The sequence below is a fragment of the Phocaeicola sp. GP0067 genome, assembly GCF_031119655.1.
Taxonomy (GTDB): Bacteria; Bacteroidota; Bacteroidia; order Bacteroidales; family Bacteroidaceae; genus Phocaeicola; species Phocaeicola vulgatus.
In genome coordinates this window covers 70,838-92,448 of record NZ_JAVHZY010000003.1, presented here as the reverse complement: position 1 = coordinate 92,448, position 21,611 = coordinate 70,838, and the positions used below count along the sequence as shown (strand labels likewise).

Below are 21,611 nucleotides of genomic sequence, written 5' to 3'. Positions count from 1 at the left end.
GGGATACCCGGTTTAGTCAAGGGTATCCCTCTATTTTTATTGTATAGTTATGTCATCAATACAGATATAAGCCGGGGTATTTAATCCGTATGTTCCTGAATCCGAACCCTCAAAATTGAATTTCACACTTTGTACATCTTCGACATTGATTTCCCAATAATTCCACGTCGTAATGGGGTCAACCTGCTGGTGTCCGTCACGATAGTCGGCCAGAAGGCGTGTGTAAGTGTGAAGCAGGCTACCATTCACATCGTAACATTCCAGGTTCACCTGGAAATATCCTTTCATCTCTTTCAAAGGGGTCGCTACTCCTGTAGAGCCGAACTGGTTGCCATAAGTGATAACGCCATAAGTATATGAGGAGTTGCAGATCCACAGGCCGACCAACTTCCTGGGAGTGCTGAAAGAAAACTCCGGCTTGGCCATCCATGCCTGATTGTAATCATCCACATATCCGTAGACGACACCAAAATTGGACCCGCTATGTCCGGCTTCCTTATCCTGTCCTTCAGCTACTACGGCTGTGTTGTAAACGGAGCACTGGTTCTGGTAAGAATACCACCAGTCCCCGGTCTTCCCCGCTTGGTTGGAACGGATATTCCAGTTGGAAAGTGCAATACCGCCGCTGGAATACTCTGTACTTCCACTGACTGTATTAAACGTTGAGAAGAAAAGATGTTCTTCCGGAATATTATCATAAATAGTAGTTACTTGAGGATATCCCTGATACGAATAGAGGTTTTCTCCTGCCGAAGTAGGTCCGGCCAACATACCGGAATCAAAATCATCGAAGGTGATAGTTAATGTGCCGTCCGGATTCGTGACAGCACGGGTCTGGGAGGTTCCGGAACCAATCGGTTCCACCATGAAGTCATCATCGGACGAACATCCCGTGAACACCGCAGTTGTGACTGCTACAGTTGCAACTGCCATAATTTTGTAGAAGTTTCTCATAATCAATTGTTTTTTAGTGAAACATATATACAAAAAAGCATTTGTTACGTTGGGATAATCGTATCAAACGGATGCAGTGCCTGTATCAATTCAGGGATTTTAGCCTAAAGCCGGAAGTCCACAGCCAATCATGCTGTAATTGAACAAACGCCAAATACCCGTGGCGGTTATCTCTTGGAGTTTGTAGCAGGTCTTCTGACTTATTCCGGTCAACCACGCCTTCCCGGTTCAATGACCAGTGGCAGATTGTGGCAACTTTTATTGGAAATTACAGCAGCGAGTACTGTTCCGGACTTTCACCGGATTCCCTTTCAATTCCTTCATGACTTTTATCATTTAGGAAACTACAATATTGCAAAATTATATATTTGTTTTATAAATGCAAATAAAATCATAGAATATTTATAATAACGCTGCAAAATAAACATTATGGCACTTTATTGAATTTAACCGGAATTTGGCAGGCTACTCGTTAATGACAAATTATTTGCAGTTTTTCCTCATAATTAGCAATAAGAGTTTTTATCTCTAAAAAGAGGGTATCCTGAATGCATACTTTGGGACGATAACTATTGTTTTGTGGTAATCAATTGTTAAATAATGACATCTGAACTCCAACCTACGGTCTCATCCTCAATAAAATGTAGCTCTACATAACCTTTCCACAGTTCCTTGTCCTACTCTTTCGATGAATCAAAACAATATTCGACATGGACGAAAAAATGCTTTCACTGGAACAGGAAACCAAAATTAAAGAAAAAGCTCTCAAATTGAAAGAAGAGAAGAAGCTCCGTAAAATTTATCCGATGGTGGTCTTCGGAGACACGTCCAACGGCGAGAAAGAGACTTATGTGGCTTATATGTCCGAACCGAACTTTCCACAATTCAGCAAATTCATGGCCGCATCAAAAAAAGACGAGGTCATGGCCATGCGCACACTTGCCCGGGACTGTTTTGTGGATGGTGACAAGGAACTTGTGGATGACGAGTCCCTCTTCCTTTTCGGACTTATGGGGCAACTCTCCGAACTTATCACCACGCGGCAGAGTCTCCTGGTAAACTTATAGGCCGGTGGGTGGTGACGGACGATCAGCGTATCCGCCAGCGGACTGTCTATATCCGCCACTACTTCCCCGGCGTCAACCTTGACACGATCTCTGACGAGGAATTCGCCATGCTCTCCGAAGAAGCGCTGTGGCTGCACGAACAGATGCTTGCCAGCCGCATGCCGTTGTCGGTTTCCATACCGGAGAGGATACCCTGAACGGCCGCTGTAATCCTCCGGGGTTACGGCGGCTTCGCTTTACCCCCCCCCTTTCCGGTGACACTACTCTTTTAATGCGACATTCCCTTCAATCATGGCTCAAGAACAAAACTATCAGGTCAATTATACCATCAACGTCGACGCCTCGCAAGGCACCAAACAGGTCATAGCTTTCGGCGAGGCTGTGGGCAAGCTGGTGCAGGCGAAAGCCTCGCTGTCCCCTGCGGTAAACAACATCAAGACAATGATGGACGAAGTTGACCGTGTCTTCCGTACCAAAAAAGGGAAGAAGCGTAGTTTTGACTATCGGTTGACCATTGACACGAGGAGCAGTGAGGAGAAGCTGGAACGTGTCAAGAACCTGCTTACGGACATTACGGCCCTTTCCAAAGGCATCAGCCTGACCATTAATGCGGGACAGGTGCTTGACAGCAAGAAAATCAAAACCGCCGCTAAAAATCTTTACGAGAAGAAAGCTGCGGAGATTCGCAAGGCCGAAATTGAGAAAAATGCGGCCTCTTCAGTAGGTACGATGGTCGACGCCCAGAAGCGCATAACCAAGGCCATCGGCAAAATCAATTCCGCCCTGGTTTCCGTGGAGCGCGGCAGGGAGCTGCAAATCAGGACCGATACGGCGGAAAACCGGCTGCAACGTGTGCTTTCCCTGCTGGAACGTATCAAGGGGGAATCCCGCCCGGGCCTGGGCATGCAGGGTGGAATGTCCGTGGGGAGCTTGTTCCCTTCCGTTCCCGTTCCTTATGCCCCGGGAGCATTCGTCATGCCGGAAAAGGCACAGCAGAAACTGATGGAGCGTCTTTATGCCCGGCAACAGCTGCATCGCCAGAAACTTGCACATGCCGAAGATGTTTTTGCTGCCGACCAGCGTCGCAAGGAGGAATCGGCCCGGGCCTCCGCGGAGGAGAAGCGGCGTACCGACGAAGCCCGTACCAGGGAACGGGAGCGTAAGGATGCCGCCCGCGAAGCGGAGAAGTTACGCAGGCAGACAGAACAGGCACGCCGGAAAGCCGAGATGGAACAGCGCAAGGCGGAACAGGCGGCAAGAAAACAGGAACAGCGTAACGCGATGCAGTCCGTACGGCTGATGCAGCGGGAACATACCGCTGCCGGGACACTTTACCGTAGCAAGCGACGTGCGGCCATCAACCGTATCCAATACTCGAAGGCGCCCTCGCTGAGGAATCTGCCTTTCGCTTCCATGCTGAACGCCTACATGGGCTACAGCCTGGTACGTTCGGAGCTGTCCGACGCTATCGAATATGCCAATATCATGAAATCGGCCAGATCCATCCTGCGCGTGGCCGACATGGATCTGGGATCTTTTGAGACCCGCTTCGACAACATGGCCCGCCATGTCCGCAAGATAGGAATCGATACGAAATATACTGCTGTGGAGATAGCCGGCGCCGTCAAGTTCCTTTCCATGGCCGGCATGGATATCGAGACAATCCACAAATCCATCCGGCCGGTCACGAACCTGGCGCTCATCGGGGACAATAACGTGTCCTATATTGCCGACCTGGCCACGAACATCATGGCTGGCTATGATATCCATAACGACAGTATGGATAGTGTGGCGGACATTATTGCGTCGACCATCTCCCGCTCGAATGTCAATATCCTCGAAATAGCGGAATCCTATAAAATGGCTGCCGGTTACCTGCGTATGGCCGGTGTGGAGTTCACGGAAGCCAGTGCCGCCATAGGCCTGCTGGGCAACATGGGGTTGAAAGGAACACTGGCGGGTACCTCGCTGCGGGCCATGTCCACCCGTTTTGCCAAGCCTACGAAAGAGGCCCGGGAGGTTTTGGACCGACTGGGCGTCAAATTCACGGAAAAGCGGGACGTGGAGGGGGTACTGGTGGAGAAGTTGCGCCCCATAGCGGACATCTTCGAGGAGCTGAACAAGAAAGGCGCCTCAATGGCGGACATGCAGGCGATTTTTGGAAAAATCGGAGGGAATGCAGCTATGATGTTTGTCCGTAATTACGACCGGCTGCGTGCACTCAGCTCCCATAATAGAGGTTCCCAGGGAATATCGGCTGAACTGGCACTTGTAAAGCAGGATACCACTAAAGGATTGTGGGCGCAGGTTACCTCCCAGCTGAGCGAGGGGTTCATGCGCGCGTTCGAGGTGATGGAACCCTCGGTACGTGCCGTTCTGCGTTCCTTTTTGGATAAATTCAAGGCTCCGGAATTTACCCGCGGACTGCTTTCTGTCGGGAACGCCCTGTTGGACATATTTACCGTCATAGGTAATATCGGGGCTTGGGTGGCACGCAACTTTCATTGGATAGAACCGCTTGCTTTTACGGGAGCGGTGGCTGTCCGGCTGTTCAAGGTGGCCGGTGCCCTGACCAATATCGGTATCGCCATGGGCTTTATCGGCAGACAATCGGCGGCGACGGCGGCCGTCGGCTCTGTACAGGGATTGTTGGATATGGGGAGTCCCGGCAAGATGTCTTTCGGACAAAAGAGGGCCATTGTCTCGGCCATGCAGTCCGCAGGCGTGACAGGACGGGGAGCTATGACGCGTACCTTGATGTCCGGAGGCGGTGTTGTCGGGGCGAAGGGTGTGCTGCAGTCGCTGTTCGCAACACAGGTGGCCACAGGTGGCAGCCTGACAGGCGCGGCTGCCTCCCTGAGTGCCATGGGCACGGGAGCGGTGGTTGCCACGGCGGGAATCGCCGCATTGGCCGGTGCTCTGGGCTGGGTGGCATATAAGACCTGGAAGATAAAGGAGGCGAAGGATGCCGTACTGGAAGAAATCGCCTCGAACCGCAAGTACCGTTATCCGTCCATAGAGGCCCTCCATTCCTCTTTGAGTGAGACCTACAATATGGCGCTCAAGACAAAACGTGCCGTGGACGAGGTTGTGGCGGGGAAGAGCATCGAAGAGGCTTCGGGACGTAAGATCGGTGCGTTCACATCCAACTGGTGGACGGGATTTCTGGGAGAGTTTGCCATTGCCTCCTCAGAAGGCATGGTGTCGCGCGAGCATATATACAATATGGACAAGGCACGTCAGGACGACATAAGGGAGGCGCTTGTGACCCTCGCCAAGCGGGACAGCCAGACACGCATTGACGCTGCCTACGCCGAATTCGGCAAGATGGGTACGGCACTGGACGTCGATGCCTTCCTTAAAACGGTACAGGAACGTTTCGGTCAGCAGGACAAGGATCTGGACAAGTCACTATGGAACGTAAGGGACGGTAAAATCGTCTATGTGGATGATATTGGTGACAAGCCGGAAGCGGTGGCCGCCCGGACATACGATTACGCCCGGTACATGAACACGCAGACCGTACCGGAGATTATACGGGCCGCAACAGCCTACCGTAACGCCATCTCGAGCGCCACAGACGCGCAGGAGTTTATGCGTAAGGGCGGTTTCGATTTTAACCGGCTCAGGAGCTGGGGGTTCGAACAGGATGAGAAAGGCCGGTGGAAACAGCGGACATTGGGACAGGATGCCACGGACGAGCAGCGTATAGACAATATTGCCAACCGTAAACTGGCGCACAATGTCCTTGTCAAATTCTTTTCATCACTCCGGCAAACGTTTGGCGGGTCAGCGGAGGCGGCCGAAAATATCCTTCGTACAGCAGGATTTACACCCGGACAGTACAGCAACGAACCGGACTCCAACGATACCCGTCCGTTCGACACGAATCCGATCACCAATTCACACCTGGATGACGGAGGTGCCGGCGGAAACTACTCGGGCACGGGCAAACTGTCATCCGCAGCCCCCAAACAAGTTATCGTAAATATCGACAGCCTGCTGAGTGTAAGGACTATCGACCTGATGAAATCAAAGGAGGGACAGACGGAGGAGATACAGAACCTGAAGGAACAACTGGCACAGGCGCTTATTGATGTTGTCCACGACTTTGACGCATCATGGAACGGATAAAAAAACTATAAAAAATGGGAAGACTGATACAAATTGCATCCTCGACCTTGTTAAGCGGGGGGATACTTGGAAACGGTTCGATTGGCAGCTATATCAGCAACTCAGCCCGTCTTGCCATGGGCATGGGGCTGGCCGAATTGCAGGACGGGCAGGTGCATTATTTCTCCAAACATCATGACATGCTCAAACGGGCAGCGGTACAAATAACCTCACAAACGGCCTACGGATTGTTGCGTTCATACCCCAGATACCTTAAATATTGGGAACAGCAGGTACGGGATAAATACCTTCAGACACAATCACAATCCAGCCTGGCCAACAAGACCGGACAATACTACCGTCTTATCAGCGAGCAGCAGGCCGTGGCACAGAAGAAAAGCCATACCGATTCCATTGTCGGACGGACGGTAGCGGATTTCCTGGAACTCTCCATATCCAAAGAGGGCAAATATTACGACAACAGTGAGTGCAAGGTGCTGCCCAACAGCCAATACGGCCTGGTTACATTCGTGGACCTGGGACCACAGATACAAATCGGCAGCCGGAACAATATCCTGTTGACACAAGTGCAGGGGCGTGATTATACCCGTAAGGAATATATATCCGGCGGTGACCTTGAGATCACCATCAACGGTAAAATCACATCCAAATATCCGGATGTGTATCCGGAAGCGGAAGTTTCCAAATTTATTAAACTGGTACAATACAAGGGGGTTGTCGATTGTGACAATACGGTATTGCGCCAGTTCAATATCTCACAGCTGATTATACAGGGGTATACGCTTCACCCGACGGACTGCAGGAACATGCAACCATATTCACTCAATTGTGTCGCCGTTGAGCCGTCCGAAGCGGTGGAGCTCAAACTGACCGGGCAGGAAAAGGCCGATACGGCTATCAGGCACACGAACAAATGGATCAAATATGTCAAATTCGGTACGGAGATCATCGATCCCGCCTCATTGCTTAAACTGACACGCCTATGGGTGTAGCCGCAATGGATGTTCTCTGCTGTCGTATTACCATTGGAGATGCCGATCCGTCCAATCCGATGAAGATTCGCAGCGGAGTGGAGATAACGGAGGTTCATACGCTTGAGATTAACGAGAGCTACAAGAAGCTGATCGGGACGGCCAAAGTCACGTTCCCGAAAGGTACCGTATGCCGTTCGACGATTATAGGCAATATGACACTGGAAGGGAAAGATGTGTCCCGGATAACGACAGAGGTCATGCAGGATGGTGTGATTATCGAAAAGCGCAGCACACAACGCCTGGTTGATGAGACGACTTTTAAAGTAGGGCAACGCATCAATATCAAGCTGGGGTATAACGGTGTATTGAAAAATATGTTTGACGGTTACATTACCGGCTACAACTCGGACAGTACATTGGAAATACAATGTGAGAATATGGCCTACAAACTTAAATTGAAACAGGCGCCCCATTTCGAAACTCCGGCAAAGGGGACAACCGTGAATGATGTGCTGGATGGGAAATACAATATCTTGAAAGATATCGGTTTCAAGATACATTCCGATACAAAACGGTTTGATATCCATATCGGCAAGATCAAGGTGACGGATAACTTTACGGTGGCGGACATTCTTTCCGAATGGTCGAAATATAAGATTTATTGTTTTTTGAAATACGACGCTGAGGACGAAGGCGTCATGCCTTCCATTGCTGTCGGACGTCCTTATTCGTCCAGCAAGGCGCAGCCGGTATTTCCGGAAGACGGCCCGGCCGGACCGTTCAAGATATATTTTAACGAACATGTGGCGCAGAGCAACCTGAAAGTGGTCAAGACCGACCCGAAGTTTCTGGCGGTGACGGGCAAGGCACTTGGAACAGACGAGAAGTTCTTTGAGGTGACGGTACGCATGAATCCGGAATATGATCCGGCAGTACCGGGCAGCAAGGAGTTCCAAACGGTAAATGCCACCCAAATTTCAAAAAAGACACATAAGGTGACCGGAAACACGACGGCTTCGGGGGCAAAAACCAAAACAAAGGTGGATTTATCCACCTATACCATCGTACCGTATATGTCACCGCACGTAGGCATCAATTCAGACCGGCTTGTGGAAGAGACAACTGAATACTTCCGGAATTACAACCTGAATGGAATCACCGGCAACGTGACCATATTCGGGGATTTCGGGCTGTCTCCTGCCGTACAGGTGGAACTGATCGATTTCCGTAACCCGTCCAAGAACGGCGTGTATCTCGTGGAGGAGGTCACGACTACGTTCGGGATCGGAGGGTACAGGCAGCAGCTGAGTATTCCGTACAGGATTCGCAAATAACACTATTGTTCACCAATGTACATCCTTCCCTTCCAGGAAATTTCCTGGAAGGGTAAAACCGCATTCCGTTCCGCTCCAAGGAGCATCATTATTTTCATTCATAATCAAAATTCATTGCCTCCAACAAATTTCTGCCTTAAAAAATATTTTCGTAACCGGAGTGTTTCCGGCAAGAAGAACAATATCCGCAAATACCTTTGATATCAATCAGTTAATCATCTTTCTGATTCTCTGAACCAGCATAGCTTTTCGTTTTTCTATAAAATCAGAAAAATTGGACAATGAAAGATCCGTATCCGGGATAAGATGGTCCTCCATGAATTTCCGCATATCCTTGTTCCGGGTCTGTTCACTGACCCACTTCTCCAATGGTTTGGCGTTTTTAGACTCGTTCTCATTGGCATCGAGCATCTGCAGGTTCAGGATGGAATTGTAGACCTGCCAGCCGTATTTTTCCTTGTCTTTCTCTTCCAGATCATTGTATGCAGAGGCTGGGTGCAGGTGGTCCTGATGGAAGTTATTGTTTCTGTAATCAAGATCCGGATACAGCATGGCCAATATTGGAAAACTGTATCGTGAATCTTTCTGGCTGTAAAGCAGGTCTTCTATAAAATCGTCACCTACATCCGACAGTTTCCTGATTTCCGAGTTTATTTCCGTTGCCGGGAACAAGGTCACGGTTTCTTTTATATAGCTGCCGGTGATGTCTGTTGTGTATGCCCTTCTTGACTGTGCAAGCACGGAATCCGCGCTTGCTCCGAATGCCCTGCGGAGCAGAATTGAGAACAACCATTTTTTTATGATTTCACAATCCTCCCTATTTCCTATCTTTTTGTAAAAATCCTGATATATGCCCTTGTGATAAAGATAATATAGTATGGGCATGGCGGCATTATATGAGGTCATTGTGAAATCCGTCAGTCCGAAAGATCTCAGCAAGTCGAACAGGTTTGAAACGGCATCCCTAATCCTCGTCCAATTATTTTCCACCAGTTCAATAAAGCCCAGATTGAAACTTGTTATAAGAGAACGCACATCTTTATGATACAGGTACAGGAACGATTTTAATATGAAATCGTGAGATATATTAAATCCTTTTGAACGTACATGCTCGACCAGATTCTTGATTTCTGTCTTCGCGTCCATCTGTTTGCAATTGGCAATGGCAATGGACATCAGAATATCAGAAAAACTTAATGCGGTTCCCCCGGAATTGATCCGGATAAAAATATTCACGGCTTTGTCCGGTTTCTGTTCATCCTCCTCGTAAAAATTTATATTGAGCTTGGTGTGGATGACATTGTCCAACAGTCTCAGCAGTCTTTTGGATTCCTTGTCTATGTTATTGTCCTCGGCAAATTCATCGATGCCATAATTGTAATCCTGGTGCAAAGCCAGAATCTTACCTACACGGAACCATTTTTCATTAGACTTGTCAATAAATAAATCATTTTCCTTGGAGATATTCTTGTCAACAAAGGAAAAGATAAACTCCCTGTCGCTTTCCTCCTGTGTGTATTTACGGGATATATTGAAATATAGATGCCGGGTAGGGAAATTATATTCAGAATAATCCCAACGTTTCCTATAATCCTTGTACGCATAACTGCCGCACAGACCGATATACAATGACGTCAATCGCTGTTGTCCGTCCAATACCGCATAAAAATCGTTGATATTGTCTGTAGGAATCGGATCGTTGCATATCCGATGATACTGTATGAAAGCTGACAGAAACTTATAAAACCGGAAATCAGTCTTTGTTCCTCCTTTTACCTTCCAAAACAGCATGGAACTGATCGGGTAGCCTTTCATCAGAGAATCGAACAACTTTTCTATCTGTTCTGCCGACCATACAAAATCTCTCTGAAAAGCCGGCAACAGGTATTCATTCCGGTGGATACGTTCTATTGCCTGCGCTATTGTTATTGGTGATTGGAAACCTGCCATAATTACATAATTAAGTGTTTTTCGCAAAGATAGAAAATTCTATTTTTATGTTTTATTTTCGAGGAGGAAAAATGAAAACCTGAATATATTCCAACTACCTATTCTTCTATAAAAAGATCAATGTCTTCAGATAAGTCGAATCAGTTGCTTATTCGTGAGGCTATCCGTAAAATAGCTCTCGGCCGTAGCATGGAACGTATCAGTCTGGCTCCGGGAGGTATGTCGGGCATTGGCACGGCCCGTATGATACATGGATATGTCGCCAAAATACATGATGACCCGTCGGACGAGGAATTTTCCGAGTATGGCGGTACCGTTGATGTCGGCGAGTACCCGGACGAGACAGCCTCTGCGGAACCCGTCATCCACAAAGGCGTATTGCTTTCAGCGGCAACAAGCAGCGAGGGCGGTTTTTTGATTGTGCCTGCACTTTTTTCCGACGTAACGATTTTTATGGATGCCGCCACCCGGTACGCCTATGTGGTGAACTTCTCACATGTGGATATCCTGCGGCTGAATGCCCGTAAGGAAACCGTTGTCGGTGTAACGGAAATGGAGGAACTGGATCCGGAGAGTGACTCTGCTCCGGACTACGACGAGCTGGAGGCTACGGGAAATATGGCTTTCACACATTATACGCCGACAACCGTTACCGCCACTGTCAGGAACAAAAAGGGTAAGGAAGCCTCTACGGGGATTGAGGCGGAGAGCATTACCCACGTTGTAGACAAGTCGGAGGTCAGGCAGACAACGGACAAGATAATTCAAAAGGTGAACTCCACGACCGTAACGGTTACCGACAACAAAGTGGCGCTCGGTGACGAGAATGCCACCGAACCGTTGGTATTAGGCAATGAACTTGCCGGGCTTATGCTCGACTTCCTGACCGAGTGCAGCAAGGTGATGACCCCCACCTTGATGGGTACAATGTCACCTGTCAATTTCCCTAATTTCATTTCTTTGATCTCGCGCATTCAAAGGTTCCTCTCCAAAACCAGCTATACCAAATGAACGTACAACTGTATCCGGACATAGACAGCCTTGATAAGGAGAGCCTGTGTTATTCCATCTACTCGCAGCTCTACCATAACTTTTTCAATGCCCAGCAGAAAAAGGATGATGACCATCCTTACGGTGTCGAGGAAGGGGACGAGACCAGCATAAGGTTAAAAAATACGGCCTACGGGTTTGCTTCGGCCATTGCGGGGGCGGTTGCCGGTGAAGGTGTCCCGGGTGATGGAGGGTTGTTGCTGGAATACCTCAAGAAGTCGGGCGGTGACATGACCGGGGCACTCCGTGCAAATTACGGTTTCGAGGCGGGTGTCGCCAATAACCGTATTCTGGAGATCTGTTCGCAGGACATTACCGATGCGGACGGGGCGGTGACTGCCGTTGAATACGGTGTCAAAATTACCGGCAGTCTGAAAATAGGCGGCAGCAGCCTCCATATAGGCGGACAACAATTATTGGGTTACGATACGGACAGGAACACGGCGACGCTCAATGCCTCCCGCATTGATTTTCAGGATGCCTCCATACACTCGGGCGGAGAATGGATTATCGGGAACAGGGAAACGGGAGTGTTCATTTCTCCGTCACGGCTGACTGTGGGGGGACATGACGTATACCACCGGGGCAACGCCAATCTGGCGGCAGTGGACTGGACCATGCGGGACGGAACGGTGCAGCGTCATCTGGTGGTCTGCGGGAATACGGCTCTGAGCGGTGCTCTGGATGCCTTGTATGGGGCAAGGCTGGGTGACAAGGGAAAGTGCCTGCTTTCATTTTCCGGTGAGGAAGTCGCCCTCGGAGGCTTTCTTTCATTTCTGGACGGTTACGGGCTTCGTATTGGTGATATGCCCGTACTCCAGAGGACTGATAATGACAAGATACAACTGGGCGGTATCGGAAGCGATCTGTTGCTGGGCAGCGGGCATACCACCAGAATACGCCTGCTGTCCGGCATTTCGGATGTGGACGGTGACTGTCTGATGCTCTCGTCCTACGGCAGGGCCTGCTTTCCGGGTTCGCTCACTGTCCGTCACAACTATGGTGCCGATCTGCTGTCTTCGTACCGGGTGGACAACTCGGATGAAGGCATAATTATTCACAAGCGGCTGCGTATGGGTATGGCTGGCGGATTTTTGATTACCGGAGATAAGGAAACCCTTTCACTGACCTCCATGGTTGTATACGAAAAAGAAGGCGTGCGGACAACCGTCCCCCATACCACAGTATTGGGACACCGTCCGTCCATAAGTGCCCATGCCCCTCAAAACCGTTACAGTGAGTCTTTCCATATCCAAACCGATGCCGATTTCATCTCCTCCGGAGTTCCGGTGGAGGCTGCCGGGCATGTCGGAATCTGCGCGTCGTCAACCCGGTTGGCAGACAAAATCCTATACTTGACAGAGTCGTTGAGGTTACAGGCTGTTTCCGGCGGTATCAGGCATTACGGTGACAGCTGTTTTCTCGGCTCCGTCTCTTCGGAATTCTTTTCTTCGGGCTTTGCCGGAAGCGGCTGGGGCATCCGGAAGAACCGTACCACGGGAAATGTCATCGCCACATTCGACGAGGTTGTCGCCCGGCGCAAGTTACGCGCCTACGAATTCGAGGTAAAGAAGGTTTCCGCGACCAACGGCTCTTTCTGGATCAGCGACAGCTGCTCGGGAGATTCCGTTGAAAAAATATCATAGCCCATGTCCGTATTCCGTTATTCAAAATACAAGGTCCGTATCGACCCCGACTCGCAGAAAACACAGGGGCTGCATGTCGGGGATATCGTCCGCAGACAATATGCCGGGCGGGAACGGGCGGTCTATTCCCTGATGTGCGTGACGGAAACCGGAACGGAGCTTGTCGGCGACAAGGAGGCGCCTTATTTTATCGGGGCTTTGCTGGACGGCGATGAACCGCAGAGCGGGGAGCTTCTGGACTTCGTACGGAGTACCAACCTGTTCGATACGGCGCGTAGCGGGGCACTGTACCTGACGGCTTCGGACAGCGAAGCCCCCTATATGGATGTCATCGACGGCATGGCAACGGAGCGTTCCCTTTGCTATCCGGTCATGAACGGAGGGGTGGCAGGGGTGCCTGACAAATCCAAGTATGCCGTATGTGGCCATGTGCTTCAATCCGAATACAGGGAAAACGATGCGGAGGCGACACGCATTGTCCGGATAGTCCGCAATGCGGAACCGGCGGGAGAATCCTCTTTCGGACTGATGCAGACTCTGGAGGAGTCGGTCGGGCATCCGGAACGTCTGCTGGTATCCTTCAAAATCAGGGCTTTCAGGGATTTGTCCTCCGTCCCCCTCTCATTCGGCTATACCAACCGGGAGAAATCAGATGCCGAGGATATATTGTCCGCCGGGCAGGAATGGGAGTACAAATTGTGGGTTATCACTGTGGACTATCCTGCGCAATATAGCCGGAGCCTGTTTCTCGATCTGACGGAAAGCCTGACCGCAGAGGGTGACTGGTGTGAATTGGCGGACCTGAATATCCTGCGGCTCTCTTCCGTGTCCGCTTTCGGCGATGCGGCCAAAGCCCGTGTGGGAAAGGTCTGCGGCATTATCGATCCGGTATTCGGCATACTGGACGGTTACGGGGCCTATTTTCAGAATCTCTACGCAACACGGAATGTCAACATCGCCGGAACATTGACCGCCGGAGATGAAAACGGTTTTTCCTCAACTTTCTATGTAGGCAAAATTCACAAAAATGTCATTCAGGACAGCCTTTCCTGTGCTTTCAGCGGATCCATGGCAGCCGGTACCGCCACTCCCACCGGTATCGGAAAGAGTGTACGGGTCACGTCAGACAGCCGCCTTACATTACAGGATGCCGGTTGGCGCAAAGCCCGTGCCGGCAACTATTATTGTTTTTCCATCTGGATAAAGGCGGAAGAAACAACGGTTGTCCGTTTTTATCAGGACGAGCATCTTGTCGGCGAACAGGCTGTGGATGCCGGCAGGGGATGGACACGTCATAAGGTATCCTTTCCTGTCCGGGAATCCGGCGCTCCTGAAATGACATTGGGTATCGCAACCCCGGTACCGGTCCTTCTGTCCGCCCCGCAATTGGAACCGGGCAAGACGGCGACACCCTACCAGGCGACGGATGGCGTGTTGTCTTACACGGAAGATTACGGGGCATGGTTCTCGAAAGGAGGTATTGGCGGAACTATCCAGAATCCGCTGCTCAGGTTGGGTGAGGACGGTTCGATAACCTCGCGTGACGGTTCTTTCGTCATTAATCCCGACGGTACGGGGCTTTTCGCGTCAGGGCGCTTCAAATGGAGCAAGGACACCATCGAACTGCGGGACGTGACCATCCGCTGGGAAGATTTTGACGAGGAGGCACAGGAACAGCTCAAGCCCCGTTCCGTATCCCTGACGGGCGGTACGGCCTTCCATTTCACGGATGAGCTCTCCGGCATATGTGAGCCGGAAAGCATCCCTCTTGTCCCCACCGAATATAACTTTAATCCGGAAAGCCGCTTATGGGAATATCTTGCATCGGACGGAATATGGAAAGAAACAGGCTGCAATGCCGCCGTGTTTGAAATGACACCGGCGTTTCACGGCTGGGAAGGGCGTGACGTATTAACCCTCCGCTACACCGCCGTATTCCGGAATGAAAATATTGGAGCCACCCATACTTTCTTCAAACTTTATGACGGTGCGCCATCCTATACTGTTCATGTGGAGTCGAAAAATGGCACGATATTCCGTAACGGCATTGTTTCCACGGTTCTGCGGGCCAGAGTGTACAGGGGCGGTGAAGATATTACCGCACTCATTCCCGATGGTAATTTCCGCTGGCTGCGGACAAGCAGGGATACCGATGGCGACAGGATATGGAATGACCTGCCGCATTATGGCAGGGAGATTGAGATAACCGGCAGGGATGTATGGCATAAGGCCGTTTTTGACTGTGAAGTGGACATATCAACAACAGAACAATAAGCATATGGCAATAAAAGTAGCACGCGGACAGATAACCATCATTGACCAGAATGATGCTGTTTCCTTACAGGCGTTCATCGGTTCTTCGCAACCGCTCACCCAGGTATTCAACAAGGATACGGGCGTTTATGCACCTTCATGGGCGGCATCGCCGTTTTTGGTGCTCACTCCTTCGCTGTTTGTCAGCGGTAAGGCCGCCACCGACCAGATTTCATCAGTCGGTAATGCGGCTACGCTGACAGCCGGCGTTAAAAGCGGCTCCGCCAAGTGGTATAAGAACGGTTCGGCCATAACTTCGGGCCAGGACAGCTGTACTGTCGGTGCGGCGTCCGCCAAGTATGCTCTGACCATCAAGGCCAACCATATGACCGTTTCCACGCCGCAGGTACGGTATGCCTTCGAGGCGGTTTATATCGATGCCAACGGGCTGGAGGTGCCTTTCCGTTCCGAGATACAGTTTACCCAGCATCTGAATGCCGGAGCGATGATAGCCGCCGTGGCATATGCTCCCGACGGTGTTGTCTTCAAAAATGACGAGGTACCCACACTCAAGGCGCATTGCGACCTGTGGCGTGGTGCCACCATCGATACCACCAATGTCACCTATGCCTGGGGAATCAAGGATTCCTCCGTTTTTGCCAATACCACACTGGTTGCCGCCGCTACTGCCGGTGCGACCACCGTCACAGTGGCCTCCACCAATAACATGGAAGCCGGCGGAAAGATTACAATAAATTCCGTGCAGTACACCATATCGGCGGTGAACACCTCCACCAAGGTCATAACGCTGACATCGGCCCTCACTGCGGCGGCCAATTCAGGGGCTTCGGTTTCCTGTCCGTATTACAACTCCATGCTCGGTGCCGGATGGTCCTGTCTGACTTCCACCAATCCGCGTGGCGTGACGGCAGGATGGACTACGAACGAAATAACCATTACTGCGGACGCCGTACTGAATTTCGAGACCTTCAAATGTGCCATCAAGGACACGGACACATCGGCCGGCAACGCCTCGGCCAACAAGGTTGTATGCGATATCATTTCTTTCACGGATATGTCCGACCCCATTACGGTGGACCTTGTCAGCCAGAAAGGGTTCACCATCAAAAATAACGGGAATGATGTCGATGCCAAAGCGGTGCTGTATCGTAACGGTGAGGTACTGGACGATGACGGGACTGCCTATACCTACACATGGAAACTGTGGAACTCGGCCGGAACATCCGTCATAAAGACTTATACGGGCAAATCCATCACCGTATCGAAAGCCGATGTGACAGGCAAGGGCGTACTGATGTGTGAAGTGTCGAAATAGTAATGAAGGAATGGGGCTTCTACGGATGGCAAGCGGTGTGAACCGGTCTCATCCCATCCGTGCGACAAAACGGGAGCCTTGCCATTTGGCGGCAACCTGCCGCCTTTTTTTGTCCTATACTTTTCTTAAAAGAGCATATGGCAAAGATACTGGTCGCCCGCGGTCAGGCGACAATCAACATACAAAAGGACGGTTATACGCTTAGCCAGTCACCCGGTGAATACATCTTCCCTGCGGATGCCGACGGGAAGATAGTTTCTGCCGTATCCGTCACCTCCTCTGTCAAGGTCACGCTTGGCGATTCCAGTTTTACCAGATTTTCCATCGGCAACATTACCAGACCGGCAGGATTCTCCTCCATATCCGTCAACAACAGCAACAAGACCATAACTTATACGGTCGCAGCAGGAACGACCACACTGGCCGATCATGGCACTGTGGTTATTCCCGTCATTATATCCGGAATCACCTACACCCTGTCATTTGTCTGGTCAAAGGCCAAGTCAGGGGCACCCGGCAAGGATGGAAACGACACAGTGATGCTTGACTGGGTCAAGGAGTGGAATACCAACAAGACACTTATCGGCAGCAGCACGGTCATCACTCCAAAAATTTTTACAGGGATCAAAAACAGTGACGGCACGATAACCGGTGTGGCAATCGGGCAGTTCCCCCTCTCTGTCAGGACAGCTTCCGGTACCATTACCTCTGAAACGGTTAACGGCATCTATGGTTTCAAGAACGGTTACAAGACCTTTTTTGTAGATAACGGCGGTAATGTCCAGTTCGGTCATGGCGACCAGGTTGTCAAATACAATGCGGCTACCGGCAAGGTGGAGTTCGGAAATGGTGTCAGCCTGAACTGGATAGGTGCAACCTTTATTGACAAAGACGGTGTCTTTACCGGTAAACTTTCAGCGGGTACGGTAAAGGCGGTGCAGCTTGACGCCTCACAGATAACTTCAGGTACGGTCTCCGCCTCACGTATCGATGTGGCTTCCCTGAAAGCCTCTCTTATTACTGCCGGGAATATCGAAGCGCTGACACTCAATGTCACGAAAGGGAAAATTGGCGGCTGGTCCGTCGACGGTGACAGCATCTGCCGGGGAACGAAGAACAACACTTCCGGGGCGATGACCGCCGCCTCCGGCTCCATGACTTTGGGGTCAAACGGCATCCGCGGTTTTAAATGGTGTCTGGATGCCTCGGGGGCGGGGGCTGTTGCGGGAGGCAATATATCCTGGGATGCCTCGGGCAATGTCACCTTTGCCTCTTCCGTCTCTTTGCAATGGACAAATCCGATCAATACCATCGTTACCGCTTTGGGCGGAAACGGCTCTCCGAAGCTGACAAAAATCACTGCGGCCGGTATTTATACCGGCACTGTCACCGCCTCACAGATTACGGCAGGCACTATTTCTGCCGACCGTATTGCCGCCGGAAGTATCACCGCCTCCAAACTGGACATCGCCAATGTAAAGGCTTCTCTCATTACGGCCGGAAATATCGAGGCCCTGACGCTGAATGTCACGAAAGGGAAAATCGGTGGCTGGTCAATCGGCGCAACCGTGTTGAGCGGCAACCACATCCTGCTTGACTGCGGAAACAGGCGTGTGGTGGTTTACGGACTTAATTCCGGCGCGACAACCGGACAACGGGTACAATTGTATTATAACAGCGACAGTGATTTCGGGTTGTATGCCACGAACAGCACAGGCACATGTGTCGCACGTTTCGGGTCCCAGAACAATATTGCCGGCTGGACGGTGGATGCCTCCTCCATCCGTAAGGGAAACATTGTACTGGGGAGTGACGGTTCAATAACCAATGGTACGAAATGGAAATTGAACAATGACGGAAGCGGGCAGATTGCCTCGGGGAACATATCATGGGATACCGCGGGGAAAGTCTCGTTCTCCCCTGCCGTTTCCCTGCTATGGAAAAATGACATAGAGGCCGCAAAAACAACCAATTACGGCTATCCGTATTATTACAGGCTTGTCATCAACGGGGAAGAGAATAAATACTATCCTGTCATCCTCAAGGGCGGTGAACAGAATTTCAAGCGGGACATTCTTGTGCGTCGTGCCTACAGCGAGCAGGCTCCGGCAAGTTGGAACACGTCCACGCATAAGGGTGGCCTGGTACTGCTGCTGAAGGCCAATTTCGGTGGCTGGGGCGGCATCAGCTATTCATGGGACATTTATGAACTCTCCGAATCCTATTGCCGCATGTTCGCAGGTGCGGCCCTATGTGGGAACAACTGTATGTTCGCCGTGTTCTTACGCGGTGGCGGAACGACCGGAGCGGTCTATCATATCTATTCCGACCAGCCGATTGTCAGTAACGCGATGAGTCCGTCCCCCATACCGGCAGCACCGCAGATCGCTTACAACTCGGATTTGATTTTTCAAAGCGGTTCCACCAAGGCGAATGCACCGGCTCCCCGCACGCTGACAGCTTCGGTCGAGGAAGAAATACGCCGTAAACGTTTTATTGCACTGGCACAGGGAAGTGACAGCACTCTTGCCGCACACCCGCTGACCTATATCGGCTCTACAGGCATCTATACCGGTACGTTGACGGCCGCACAGGTCAATGCCGTCAGCATCAACGCATCCAGCATCAAGACCGGGACGCTCTCCGCCGACCGTATTGCAGCGGGCAGTATCAATGCCTCCAAACTCGATGCGGCCAGCATCAAGTCCTCCATCATCAATACGACCTATATCAACGGTCTGAGCTGCACCTTTACCAAAGGGAAAATCGGTGGCTTTACCATCGGGAGCGACAACGTCACCGTCGGCAGCGTCGGGGCAACCGGTGCCATACCCTTGCAGATCCGTTCGGCATCGACCGGCAGCGGCTACTGGTATACCGGTGCCTACAAGCCGTTAGGCATTACACTGACCTGGCATCAGAGCAGCAATGCCGGCCATATCGTTTTCGGACAGATTGCGGCAAGTGGGAGTACGGTCAAGACCGGATTCATCGGCATACAGATGATGTCGTGGGACCATCTGGAATATTTCTGCCTGTCGGCCAATTATACCAAAAGTGGTGGAAAGGAGATCTATAACCGCATTGCCGGGTGGGCATTCGACCACAACCATATCTGGAAGAACAATATATCGTTGGGTTCGGACGGGTCGATAACGAACGGCAGCAAATGGAAACTGAACAATGACGGCAGCGGGCAGATTGCCGGAGGCAATATTTCATGGAACGCTTCCGGTTCCGTCACTTTCGCCTCTTCCGTGTCAGCCCAATGGACGACCGGCATCACGACCGCCCAGGAACTTGCCTCCGCCATGGCGTTTGGCAAGATGCTCTACAGGGACCCGACCTTCTGGAAGGGGAACAACAGTACCGGTGTCTATAACAATTCCGGCAACGGCATGGTGACGGTCACCCGCCAGCAGGATACGTCGGCGCCTAATGACAGCAAGTATGTCCTGAAGATACAGACTAATGGAACCGCCAGTCCTGGCAACGGAGGATTCTATTTCGGAACGGCCTGCAGTTCGCGCAAAGTGCTGGTCGCCCGTATCATCGCCAAAATTCCCGCCGGACGCAATATCTGTTGGGCCTCCAACAACATTGGTACGGGCGGTTCGAGCCGCTGGCTTACCTCCACGGCAGGAACCGGAGACTGGAAAGAGTATGTATACAAGGTCGTATGCGGCACCTCAAACTTCTCCAGCACCCATTTTTTCTATATTGACGGGGCACAGGGGACATCTGCCGCACCATTGGTCTGGTATGTGGCTTATGCCACGGTTTTTGACCTTACTTCCACAGAAAAGTATACCACGACCATCGACGCCAACGGTATTTATACCGGTACGGTGAAGGCAAACCAGATTATTGTGGACAGCGCCCTGGTTGTAGGAGGCAGCTCTTATAGCGGCAGTATTTCAGTCAAGGATGCGGGCAACGCGGTCAAAGTGACGCTCGACAGGACGGGTATCACTGCCGTAGCCGGCAAGATCGGAGGATGGACGTTGGGCACCAGTTCGCTTGCGGCGTCCGCGCCAAGTTCCGGGCATAGGATTGTAATGGCGGCCTCCGGATATATCTATCATGACAACCCTTCCACAGGAAAAGAGTATTGGGCTTTGAAAACCGACGGTTCCGCTGTTTTCGGATATGGGAAAATTTCGTTTGCGGCGGACGGTTCCGGATATCTTGCGAACCAGAATATCAAATGGGATACCGGCGGCAACGTGACGATGACCGGCACGATCAATGCCAATGCCGGCACGATAGGCGGCTTTTCCATCGGCCAGGGACGCATTGGATCTACGGCCACGGGAAGTGGTTCCGGTGGCGGTCTGGCCATCTACAACGATTTGTTCCGCGTGGGAAACACCATTTCCTACGTTCTCTTGGGGGCCAACACTTTTCCCGCCTCCTCAGGCGGGACCTGTGCGGCGGGGCGCATCGTCAACAACAAGGTAAATTCATATATGAACAACTACGGGTTGTATATTGATGTGAAGAACGGTCGCCGAAACTATGGGGTGTGGTCCAATGCCCCATTGGTCGCACCAGCCGCCATCGGTCTCAAAATGAAAAAGATCTATTTCACAGGTTCCGGCTATAGCATTGACTTTTCTGACAGTAATGTCTTTTGTGTCTATGCCAACTCCACCTGCAATGTCAATCTTCCGAGCGCGTCGTCGGTTGCAAGCATGTTCGGATATTCGAGCCTTCCCTCCGATTTTGCCTATATGTTTACCCTGTTTTACAGCTACAACTGGGGAGGGCATATCAATATCATGAATGTGCGGAATCAGAATGGGGGCACGTCAAATTATGGTATGGAAAGAGGGGACTCGCTGACGCTCCTTTGTTGCAATTACCCGTCTTTTCATTACCAGGTATTAAATTATAATGGTTAATAACCAGAA

12 protein-coding genes and 1 riboswitch are annotated in these 21,611 nt (G+C 51.1%); of the genes, 10 read left to right on the top strand and 2 right to left on the bottom strand.

The features are described 5' to 3' along the window. Positions 1-36: 36 nt before the first annotated feature. Positions 37-954 (bottom strand): DUF4465 domain-containing protein, encoded by a 918-nt coding sequence (locus tag RE317_RS03540; RefSeq protein ID WP_151849372.1) that lies wholly within the window; start codon positions 952-954, stop codon positions 37-39. 167 nt (positions 955-1,121) lie between these two features. Next, positions 1,122-1,318, bottom strand: a riboswitch (cobalamin riboswitch). A gap of 346 nt (positions 1,319-1,664) precedes the next feature. Between RE317_RS03540 and RE317_RS03535 the strand changes: the two genes are divergently transcribed. From RE317_RS03535 to RE317_RS03515, 5 genes are all read left to right on the top strand, one after another. Further along, positions 1,665-2,021 carry a hypothetical protein gene (locus RE317_RS03535; protein WP_032534345.1) on the top strand — a complete coding sequence of 119 codons (357 nt, stop codon included), beginning with the start codon at positions 1,665-1,667 and terminating at the stop codon, positions 2,019-2,021. 11 nt (positions 2,022-2,032) lie between these two features. Next, entirely contained in the window at positions 2,033-2,218 is a 186-nt protein-coding gene (locus RE317_RS03530) for a hypothetical protein (RefSeq protein ID WP_151849371.1), read from the top strand. 94 nt (positions 2,219-2,312) lie between these two features. After that, positions 2,313-6,155, top strand: coding sequence for a phage tail tape measure protein (locus tag RE317_RS03525; protein ID WP_303266172.1), 3,843 nt, complete (start codon positions 2,313-2,315; stop codon positions 6,153-6,155). 14 nt (positions 6,156-6,169) lie between these two features. After that, positions 6,170-7,147 (top strand): DUF6046 domain-containing protein, encoded by a 978-nt coding sequence (locus RE317_RS03520; RefSeq protein WP_151849369.1) that lies wholly within the window; start codon positions 6,170-6,172, stop codon positions 7,145-7,147. After that, entirely contained in the window at positions 7,138-8,463 is a 1,326-nt protein-coding gene (locus RE317_RS03515) for a hypothetical protein (RefSeq protein WP_303266171.1), read from the top strand. Before RE317_RS03520 ends, RE317_RS03515 begins: the two co-directional genes overlap by 10 nt. Positions 8,464-8,670: 207 nt before the next feature. Here the strand turns inward: RE317_RS03515 and RE317_RS03510 are convergent, their stop codons facing one another. Continuing rightward, on the bottom strand, positions 8,671-10,413 hold the full coding sequence (locus RE317_RS03510; RefSeq protein WP_032534340.1) for a DUF262 domain-containing protein: 1,743 nt from the start codon (positions 10,411-10,413) through the stop codon (positions 8,671-8,673). A gap of 120 nt (positions 10,414-10,533) precedes the next feature. Here RE317_RS03510 and RE317_RS03505 point away from each other — a divergent pair, with 120 nt between their 5' ends. From RE317_RS03505 to RE317_RS03485, 5 genes are all read left to right on the top strand, one after another. Continuing rightward, a complete protein-coding gene (locus RE317_RS03505) occupies positions 10,534-11,424 on the top strand; it encodes a hypothetical protein (protein WP_303266170.1) in 891 nt (296 codons plus the stop codon). Continuing rightward, complete coding sequence (locus RE317_RS03500) at positions 11,421-13,109, top strand: hypothetical protein (protein WP_303266169.1); 1,689 nt, start codon at positions 11,421-11,423, stop codon at positions 13,107-13,109. Before RE317_RS03505 ends, RE317_RS03500 begins: the two co-directional genes overlap by 4 nt. A 3-nt stretch (positions 13,110-13,112) precedes the next feature. Then, positions 13,113-15,383, top strand: a complete 2,271-nt coding sequence (locus RE317_RS03495; protein WP_303266168.1) for a hypothetical protein — start codon at positions 13,113-13,115, stop codon at positions 15,381-15,383. Positions 15,384-15,387: 4 nt separating this feature from the next. Next, on the top strand, positions 15,388-16,698 hold the full coding sequence (locus RE317_RS03490) for a hypothetical protein (protein WP_303266167.1): 1,311 nt from the start codon (positions 15,388-15,390) through the stop codon (positions 16,696-16,698). Between the two features lie 137 nt (positions 16,699-16,835). Beyond that, positions 16,836-21,602 carry a hypothetical protein gene (locus RE317_RS03485; protein ID WP_303266166.1) on the top strand — a complete coding sequence of 1,589 codons (4,767 nt, stop codon included), beginning with the start codon at positions 16,836-16,838 and terminating at the stop codon, positions 21,600-21,602. Positions 21,603-21,611: the final 9 nt, after the last annotated feature.

Coding starts and splice junctions, on each gene's coding strand:
- RE317_RS03535 (WP_032534345.1), top strand. CDS start 1,665: ATGGACGAAAAAATGCTTTCACTGGAACAGGAAACCAAAATTAAAGAA.
- RE317_RS03505 (WP_303266170.1), top strand. CDS start 10,534: ATGTCTTCAGATAAGTCGAATCAGTTGCTTATTCGTGAGGCTATCCGT.
- RE317_RS03515 (WP_303266171.1), top strand. CDS start 7,138: ATGGGTGTAGCCGCAATGGATGTTCTCTGCTGTCGTATTACCATTGGA.
- RE317_RS03495 (WP_303266168.1), top strand. CDS start 13,113: ATGTCCGTATTCCGTTATTCAAAATACAAGGTCCGTATCGACCCCGAC.
- RE317_RS03500 (WP_303266169.1), top strand. CDS start 11,421: ATGAACGTACAACTGTATCCGGACATAGACAGCCTTGATAAGGAGAGC.
- RE317_RS03510 (WP_032534340.1), bottom strand. CDS start 10,413: ATGGCAGGTTTCCAATCACCAATAACAATAGCGCAGGCAATAGAACGT.
- RE317_RS03490 (WP_303266167.1), top strand. CDS start 15,388: ATGGCAATAAAAGTAGCACGCGGACAGATAACCATCATTGACCAGAAT.
- RE317_RS03485 (WP_303266166.1), top strand. CDS start 16,836: ATGGCAAAGATACTGGTCGCCCGCGGTCAGGCGACAATCAACATACAA.
- RE317_RS03525 (WP_303266172.1), top strand. CDS start 2,313: ATGGCTCAAGAACAAAACTATCAGGTCAATTATACCATCAACGTCGAC.
- RE317_RS03520 (WP_151849369.1), top strand. CDS start 6,170: ATGGGAAGACTGATACAAATTGCATCCTCGACCTTGTTAAGCGGGGGG.
- RE317_RS03540 (WP_151849372.1), bottom strand. CDS start 954: ATGAGAAACTTCTACAAAATTATGGCAGTTGCAACTGTAGCAGTCACA.